The sequence below is a fragment of the Kitasatospora sp. NPDC004745 genome (assembly GCF_042873275.1).
Taxonomy (GTDB): domain Bacteria; phylum Actinomycetota; class Actinomycetes; order Streptomycetales; family Streptomycetaceae; genus Kitasatospora.
This window is the reverse complement of the sequence record NZ_JBIALK010000044.1, coordinates 1-7,777: the sequence shown is the minus strand read 5'-3', so window position 1 is coordinate 7,777 and position 7,777 is coordinate 1. Positions and strand designations below refer to the sequence as shown.

The 7,777-nt window shown below is 70.1% G+C and carries 6 protein-coding genes, 1 tRNA gene and 1 pseudogene; 5 read left to right on the top strand and 3 right to left on the bottom strand.

Annotation, left to right across the window (positions count from 1 at the left end; genetic code table 11):
• Positions 1–305 (top strand): annotated as a pseudogene (locus ACFYUY_RS38305) (hypothetical protein); the annotation flags it as partial.
• Between the two features lie 153 nt (positions 306–458).
• On the opposite strand, the gene ACFYUY_RS38300 reads toward ACFYUY_RS38305, so the two are convergent.
• Positions 459–638: a hypothetical protein gene (locus ACFYUY_RS38300; RefSeq protein WP_387907850.1), complete on the bottom strand. Its 180-nt coding sequence runs from the start codon at positions 636–638 to the stop codon at positions 459–461.
• A 1,039-nt stretch (positions 639–1,677) separates the two neighbouring features.
• Here ACFYUY_RS38300 and ACFYUY_RS38295 point away from each other — a divergent pair.
• Positions 1,678–2,094 (top strand): hypothetical protein, encoded by a 417-nt coding sequence (locus tag ACFYUY_RS38295; RefSeq protein WP_387907848.1) that lies wholly within the window; start codon positions 1,678–1,680, stop codon positions 2,092–2,094.
• Positions 2,095–2,178: 84 nt separating this feature from the next.
• On the opposite strand, the gene ACFYUY_RS38290 is transcribed toward ACFYUY_RS38295, so the two are convergent.
• A complete protein-coding gene (locus tag ACFYUY_RS38290; protein WP_387907845.1) occupies positions 2,179–2,391 on the bottom strand; it encodes a hypothetical protein in 213 nt (70 codons plus the stop codon).
• Between the two features lie 36 nt (positions 2,392–2,427).
• Positions 2,428–4,272, bottom strand: a complete 1,845-nt coding sequence (locus ACFYUY_RS38285) for an AAA family ATPase (RefSeq protein WP_387907843.1) — start codon at positions 4,270–4,272, stop codon at positions 2,428–2,430.
• A gap of 118 nt (positions 4,273–4,390) precedes the next feature.
• On the opposite strand from ACFYUY_RS38285, the gene ACFYUY_RS38280 reads away from it, so the two are divergent.
• From ACFYUY_RS38280 to ACFYUY_RS38270, 3 genes are all read left to right on the top strand, one after another.
• The gene (locus ACFYUY_RS38280) at positions 4,391–4,771 is read left to right on the top strand and encodes a hypothetical protein (RefSeq protein ID WP_387907841.1); all 381 of its coding nucleotides are present in this window, start codon (positions 4,391–4,393) and stop codon (positions 4,769–4,771) included.
• Between the two features lie 861 nt (positions 4,772–5,632).
• Positions 5,633–6,010, top strand: a complete 378-nt coding sequence (locus ACFYUY_RS38275) for a YidB family protein (protein WP_387907838.1) — start codon at positions 5,633–5,635, stop codon at positions 6,008–6,010.
• 655 nt (positions 6,011–6,665) lie between these two features.
• Positions 6,666–6,737, top strand: a tRNA-OTHER gene (locus ACFYUY_RS38270).
• The last annotated feature ends 1,040 nt before the right edge of the window (positions 6,738–7,777 follow it).

Here is a 7,777-nt window from a genome sequence, read left to right as displayed (position 1 = left end):
TCACCGCCGTCACCACCGGCACCACGGTGCGCCTGTTCGCCATCGCCGCCGACAACACCGTCTACAACGCGAACGCCGACTACGCCGCCGGCACGTGGAGCTCCTTCCAGCCCCTGCCCGCCAACAGCGGCATCCAGCAGATCACCGCCAACGCCGTGGGCAACACCGTCCACCTGTACGCGGTCGGCTCCGACAGCCGGGTCTACAACGCGAACGCCGACTACAACACCGGGTCGTGGAGCGCCTTCCAGCAGGTGCCCGGCAACAGCGGCATCCAGCAGATCGCCGCCACCTCGGGCGCGTGATCCCGCGGGAGCATCCGCCCCCGGAACGGCTCCCGAAGATCCGGAGCCGGCAGGCCACCGGCCCGGCCCAGGGATTCATTCCCCGGGTCGGGCCTTGCGCGTCCTGACCACAGCGGAACCAACGGGCGCCAGCCCGTCCGGGTGGGAGGCCTGCTATGCCCACTCCACCCCGTGCTCGGCGAGCTGCGCGAGCTGACCCGCGGCCAGTTTCGCCCGGCGGGCCTTCTGGTTATTGAGCCAGGTGCCCAGCGCGAAGTGCGACACCACCACCTGCTCCTCGCCACCGGGGCCGGCCTCCACGGCCTCCACCGGCTCCTTGTGCGGGCGGGTCACCCGGGGACGACGCTCCCGTTACGAACTGGGCGAGCGCGGCCAGACCCTGGGCGAACCGGTCGCCGCGGGACACCTTCGGCTTCGCTTCGGCGGCGCCCTTCGCGGCCACCAGCTCCTGGTCCTCCTCGATGCCGATCGCCGCCAGCAGGTCCCGCAGGGCCAGCCTGCGCCGAAGCCCTCCGGCCCGGCGTTCCCTTGGACCCTGCCCTTCCCCGCGCCGCTTCCCCTGCCGCTGCCGCAAGTCCCCGCGGTCTCCACGCCGGTCAACCCGAACGTGCAGATCCGCACCCCGGTTGCACCGCCGAACCCGCCGATGCCGGGCGACCCCCCGCTGACGCCCACCGGGCTGGCCGCGTGGGAGGCCGGCGCGACGCTGCACGCCGCCCTCGCCCAGCACCCCGTCCGCACCCCCTGCACCCAGGACGAGGACGACGACGAGGAGGACGGGCTGCTCGGCGGCGTCCGCAGCCGGGTCCGCCGCCGGGCGGCCGGGATGACCCTGGAGAACCTCCAGCAGGCCCTGGAACAGGCCCGGGTCGAGGAGCGCCACGCGGATCGGTACGCCGACGCCGGCCACGAGACCACCCACGCCACCGCGGCCACCGTCTGCGCCGAGTGGCAGCGCGTACGCGACCACACCGCCGAGACCCGGGCCGAACGCTACGACCCCGACCACGACACCGCCCTCCAGCCGCCGCCTCGGCGGCACCGCCGCCCAGCCCCTCTACACCGCCCTCGACCGCGCTGGCCTCCACGCGCTCACCGACGACGACCACCAGGCCGTCCGCAACCTCACCCGCCACCTCGACCCCGCAACGCTGCGCCAGGTCACGAGCTGGCTGGAGCGCACCCGTACCGCTGCCCTCGCACTACGCGGTACCGAGCAGGCCGCGGCTGCCCGACCTGCCGTTCGCCGCAGCCGGTTCTGACGGATTGTGCCCGCTCAAAGGTGTTTACCTTGCTGTTCGGCGGGCGTTGGATAGGCGCTCCGGGCCGGGCCCCACACCCGGCCCGCAGCACAGGAAGGAACTGATGCCCTGTGACCGACTCCCATGCCGAGCAGCCGAGCAGCCGCCGCCTTGTCGACTGCCAGGACTGCCAGGCCCGGCCGGGCGGCGGTGACGTCCGCACCCTCTCCGTCGGCCGGGACATGGCCGTCACGGAGATCTGGCACACCGACGAGTGCCCCACCTACACGATCGAGCGGATCCTGCTGGAAGCCGGCGCCGCGAAGGTCAAGGAACAGGACGCAAGGGCCAAGGACGCCTTTCCCGCCGCCCACCAGCGACTCCACGAAGCCGCGGCCGCTGTCCCGGCCGACAACGCCGCAGCACCGTTCGTTGCGGCCCTCCTGGAACTCGTCCAGGCCCAGGCCGACGACATCGGCCGCTTCGTCACCCTGCCGGCCTGGACCGAGATCCTCGACCGGAACTTCCCGCCGCAGGACCCAACCTGAGCGGTACCGCCAGACCCGGCTGACGACGACATGCCGAAGGCGGCGACCCACAGTGGTCGGCGCCTTCGGCATGTCGTACGGGGGTCAGAGCAGCTTGAAGGCGGCCTCGGTGGTGGCAGCCAGGACGAACGCGTCGACGTCCCCCTCGATGGGCAGGGAGCCCGCCGCGCCGCCGCCCCACTTGATGGCGGAGATTAACCAGCCGGCGGTGAAGGGCACGGGGATTTCGTACCGGTGAGGGGCCTGGTGGGCGGTCAGGCCGTGGGTACGGGTGGCGCGCTGCTCGTCGCGGATCAACAGCCACCGCAGTGCCTGCGCCGTCTGCGGTGGTGGTCACGTCCCAACCGAGCTTGTCGAGTGCGACCGTGACCAGGGTTTCGCGGAGGAGGTCCTCGACCTCACACCCGGCGACCGGGCCGGTGTAGTAGTCCTTGGCCCGAAGGATCTGGTTGTTCTTGAGCAGTCGACGAGTTCGTCCTGGGTGGCGGCCTTCTCGCCGGCCGCGTCCGAGTCCAGGAGCGCGGTGACCTTCAGCTTCTGGGTGTGCAGGATCGTGCAGTAGTAGATGACCTTGCTGGCGCTCCCGGATGGAACGATGGCAATGTCGTCGCGCATCACGCCGTTGACCCCGGCCTCGCGCATCGCGCCGGCGATGCCTTCGAGGAACCACATGTCGGTGAGCCCCTCGACAACGAGATTCCGCTTCTGGGTGAACATGCTCTGCGCGAGGTCGTAGCCGAGCGCCGCCTGGAGCGGGAACACCGAGCGCGGGTCGTCGGAGACCAGCTGGCCGTGGATCCGCGTGCCGACCGTCCGGTCCGGCATCTCCGCCAGCCGCACCCGGTGAAGTTCCTCGGAGCCGACCATGAACGGCGAGTGCGTGGTGTAGATGATCTGGTTGTCCTCGGCGAGCATCGCCACGGTCCTGCGGAATTCGCGCTGCTTGAGCGCGTGCAGGTGCAACCCCGGCTCGTCGAGCAGCAGGATGGCGTTGTCCAGCTTGTCCTTCGCCTGGGCCCGAAAGACGACGAAGAAGCTGACCAGCCAGCGGAAACCCTCGCTCCGCTGGTCGAGCTCGACCTCGACGCCGATGTCGTCGACCACCACCACCTTCAGATACTGCCCGTCCACGACCAGGCGTAGCTGCAGGTGTTCGTCGCCCCACACATCACTGATCAGGCGGGTGAGCATGACGCTCGCCGCGTTGAGCTTGTACTGCCGAGCATCGCGCTGGTCCTGCCACTGCTTCTCGGCGTTCCGGTAGGCGGCCATTGCGTTCTCGTCCTGCGGGTTCGGGGGCAGGGAGGGCGCCGGCTGGCTGTCCATCTGCGACAGCTCGGCCGCAGTGAAGCCGAGCAGCTTCAGCAGGCACAGGTTCCCGAAGTCGAACTCCTCGTCCATCTCGTTGGTTGCCTGGCGCTGCGCCAGGTTCGCGAGGTGGATCCGCGGCCGGACCGTGAAGAACTGCGAGTAGTACACGAATACCGGTGTACGGGGGATGAGGATCCCTCCGGCCTGGGAGAAGATCGCGTGGCGACGCGCGGCGGCACGGATCCGGTCGAACTGCGCGTCGGCCGCGGAGTTCCCCTCCTCAATGGCCGGCAACGCCCGCTCCAGCCACGCGTCGAGATCCGTCGCGAACTGTCCCACTACGGGCTTGGCGGCCGGTACGTTCGCCAGCAGGTCGTCGAGCTCCTTGGCCAGCTGCTCCCCTTCCTCACCGCGCTTCTGGATGTGCGCCTTCAGCCGGGTTGTGTCCTTGCTGATCGCGTCGAAGGTGACCGAGCGCTTGACGCCGGGAAGGGCCCACGTGCGGTTGTTGCCCATGTAGCGGGTCAGCTCGAATGTCTTCGCCTCGGCGAAGACATCAGCGTCGATCTCTTGTAGGGCGGCGATGTCGTCCGCTTCAAGGGTGAATGTCGCGCGTGCGACCGCGACGTCCTTGACGTCCTGGCCGGAGCTGTCCAGCTCGGCATACCGGGAGCGAGGGTAGTCCTTCAGGGCGTCCAGGCCGTTGGCTTCGCCTTCGGGCGGATTCACCGACTGCAGCGCGCGGAGCACAGCGGTCTTGCCGGCCTCGTTGGCGCCGACCAGGATCGTCTTGTCCTGCTCTACTTCGAACTCGGTGGTGTCGAACACCGACCGATAGTTCATCACCTGCGCTGCGCTGAGCCGCATCAACTAACTCCTTACCTCGGGCTTCACCGTACGCCCGTAACTGAACGGGCTTCCCTCATTTCGGCAGCTCACACCAGATGTGGAGCAAGGCCGCCAAGGCCCACTGTGAGGACCAGGAATGCCTCCAGGCCGCCGCCCGAGTGGCCGCTGCTGGCCCTGCCACCAGGACGGCGAGGAGCGCCTGGAGCGGGAGGCCGAAGAACAGCTGGAGGCCGCCCGCGCCGCGAACGTCGCGCTGCGCCCGTGCTGGTCGTGCCGGGGCTCGATCGGGGGGAAGGAGGGCTCGAAGCTGGAGCTGCGGGAGAAGGTCCGGCCGGATCGGCTGGAGTGCCCCGACTGCGTACAGGCCCGCGCCGTCAAGGACTTGGGCCTGCTGGTGCTGCCGGTCCCGACGAAGCGGGAGTTGGTGGCCGCGCTGGTATCCACTCCAGACGATCCGTGGTGGGAGGACTGGGTGTTGCACGCCAAGCTCTACCCGGCGAAGGGCCGCGGTGTGTGACCTGTTGGTGGGTGTGGGTGTGGAATGGCCTATCGCGCGGGGTTGTCTGGACCTTTGGTTGGACCTGTTGGGGTGGTGGGTCGGGTGATCGTCGGCCGTGTCGTTGGTGACTGTCTGTGACTGATTGGGTGGTGGTTGGGTTGTTTCGGCCTCCAGTTCGGTGGCGGGGTTGTTTTCGCCTGTTTTTCGGGGGTGAATTTCGCTGGGTATTCCGCCTGGTTGTTTGGCGGATTGGTTGCCAGTGGTGGTGTGAATTCGGGTCGGATTTGAGGGGTGGGGTGGTGGCTGGGGGGTTGGTGTTCGGTTTGGTGAGGGGTTGGGCCCCGTGTCGTCCGGGTCTGCTGCGCCCTGCTCCGGTCGCCGTTGTCCGGGCCGGGCCCGCCGTCCAGGCCGCGCCCCTGGTCCGGGTGCCTGCTGCCGCCGTCCGGGGCCGTGTGCGGGCCGTACTGCGCTGCCGTCGCCGTCCCGCCGTGCTGGCCGCTGTTCGGGCCGTGCCCGCCGCCGCGCTGCCGGGGCCGTGTGCGCCGCCGGGGCGGTGCGCGGCCCCCGCGCTGTCCGGGTCTGCTGTGCCCCTGCTCGGCTGTCGCCGTCCCGGGTCCGCCGTCCAGGCCGCGCCCTGGCCGGGTTCCTCGCTGCACCGCCGTCGCCGTCCGGCCTCGCTGTGCGGCCGTCCAGGGTGGTGCGCGGGCCGGGAGCGGCCGGTTCGGGCGGTGCCCGCCGCTGTGTCCCTCGCCGGGTGGCTGGGTGGTCGTCAGGCTGTCCTGGTGGTCCGCTTCCGGGTGTGGGCGCTCGTGGGGCAGAGCATGATCAGGGGGTTGGGCGGGCGTTCGTTCGCGTGGGGATCAAGAGAGGATGAGGATCATGAGTGAGTCTGAGCTCTCGCAGGCCGAGCAGGTGCCGGCGGCCGAGTCGGTGGCTTTGACGCTGCCTCAGGTGGCGTCGTGGATCGGCCCGGGTGCTAACGAGCCGGTGACCGCTGCTGAGATCGCCGGCGCGCTCGGGGAGGAAGGCCTGGGACGGATCGCGGGTGCGCTCGGCAAGGATCCTGCTGAGGCCGCGGCGTATCTGGCTGAGCGGCTGCCGCAGGCGACCGACGCGGCGACGCCAGATGGGTCGGTGAACCCCAGTGCCCGCCGCGGCCACCTGGCGCCTGACACGCTGCTTGTCCTGTGGGACGAGGTTCCCGACCAGATCACCATCCGGGAGCCCGCGGAGGGGATTCACTTCGGGCTCCGCTGAGCTCCTGAGGTCCCAAGCGCCGTGGAGGCTCTGGTGGTCTGGAAGGCCGTCCCGGCGCTGTCCTGGTGGTGGGTGGGTGCTGTCGCGTCCTCCTGTCGTGTGGGGTTCTGTCGCGTGGGATGACGTGGGCGGATGCTCCTGTTCCCTTGTGTGTGGTGGGAGCGCGACAGGTGGGTGTGACAGGGGGCCGGGGCGGGGCCGCGGCTGTTGCTCGGGTGGTGGTCGCCTCCGGTGCCGGCGACCGCCAGGTGCTGGCGGTCCTGGCCGCCGCCCGGGGCCGCTGACGTCGCCCCGGGACCGCCGCCGGGCACGGGCGGGATGGTGGCTGCTGTCGGGGCCGGCCTGGTCCTGGTGGTGGTGTTCGGCGGCCGGGTGGCCGACTGCAACGCGGGGTGCGACACGGGGCTGTGTTGCGGGTTTGACCTGGTGTTATGTGGCTGTGGGCGGGGGCGGGTGGGTGTGTTGCACTTCGTGTTGCACCGGGCTGCGTCGGTTGGCCGGCTTCGGCGGCTCCCCGCCGCCCGCGCAGTCCGGTGCCGGGCCCCGCTGGTCCGGTGCCGCGCCCTGGCCGCCGTCCTGGTCGGCCGCCAGGCAGACCCGCCTGGGTCGGCTGGGCGTTCGCCGTCTCGGTCGGTAGGGTGTCGGCCGTCGCCGTCGGCGGGTAGCTCAGTTGGTAGAGCAGCTGCTGCTTGTGGTGGGTCGAGGGGTTCGATGCCCTCCTCGCCGACGGCGGCACTGTTCAGGATCCGCTTCTGGTCTCTCCACTGCGCGGCCTTCCGAGGCCGCTACGTGGCTGGCCGTCAGGCCGCCTCCGCCGCTGGGCCTCGGCGGCTCCCCACCGCCCCGCGCCGCCCGGTGCCGCACCCAGCTGCGCCCCGTCCTGGTGGCGGCCGGGGCGACATCCTTGGTTCGGTGTTCGGTTTGGTGTCGCCACCCAGGGAATTTCTGGGTTGACGCTGGGCGGGATTTTTCTGGTTGGTCACTGGGTCGGCGTGGAGGGCCGTAGGCCCCTTCTTTGGCGTGCCTGAATTTGATTCCTCGCTGCTGCGCCCTGGAAGGGGTTAGGATTGCCACTTGAAAGGGAGCAGAAGGGAATTTGCATTTCCGCCGCCAGTGTCGCTGGATAGAGCTGTGATGGGCGGTTGCCGTGAGGTCACCTGCTTGCATCTCGCACCCGCCTGGCGGTCGGCAGGATGGAGCTGCACGGCACTCCAAGAAACACCGCCGGAAACCCATCGAAAACTCTCCGGATTCCGATCCGGAGTCTGCGATTGAGGGCCCGTCAGTCATTGTTGCGCGGGGCGTCCGTGAGGGCCCGCCACCGGGGTCGGGGGAGGCTGAGCCGGACCGGCAGCCCGGGGGTTGCTCCCGAGGGCCGCAGGCCCCGCCCCAGGGGCGCGGGATGGGCCGTCAGCCCAGCAATCAGGCGGCGGACCGGCCATCGGCCGGGGTCGATGGAGGGCTCCCGGGGGTGGGGTTGTGACTGATACCGGAAGTCCGCGACACATCGTCAACGACGAGGGGCCGCAGGCCCCGGCCGGCACCCCGCCCGTCCGGAGGGATGGGCTACTACCCGAATTCCGCGTCACATCGTCAACGCTCACCCCCGGGCGCAGCCCGGGAAACCCTGCCAGTCAATCGGCCCGTAGGGCCATGAAAACACCAGCTTAATAAGACCGGAAAGCCGCCCGATAGGCGGAGCGCAGCGACGCCCAAGCCCCGCCACCAACCACCCGAGCAAGCCCGCGAATTCGCCACCGGCGAATT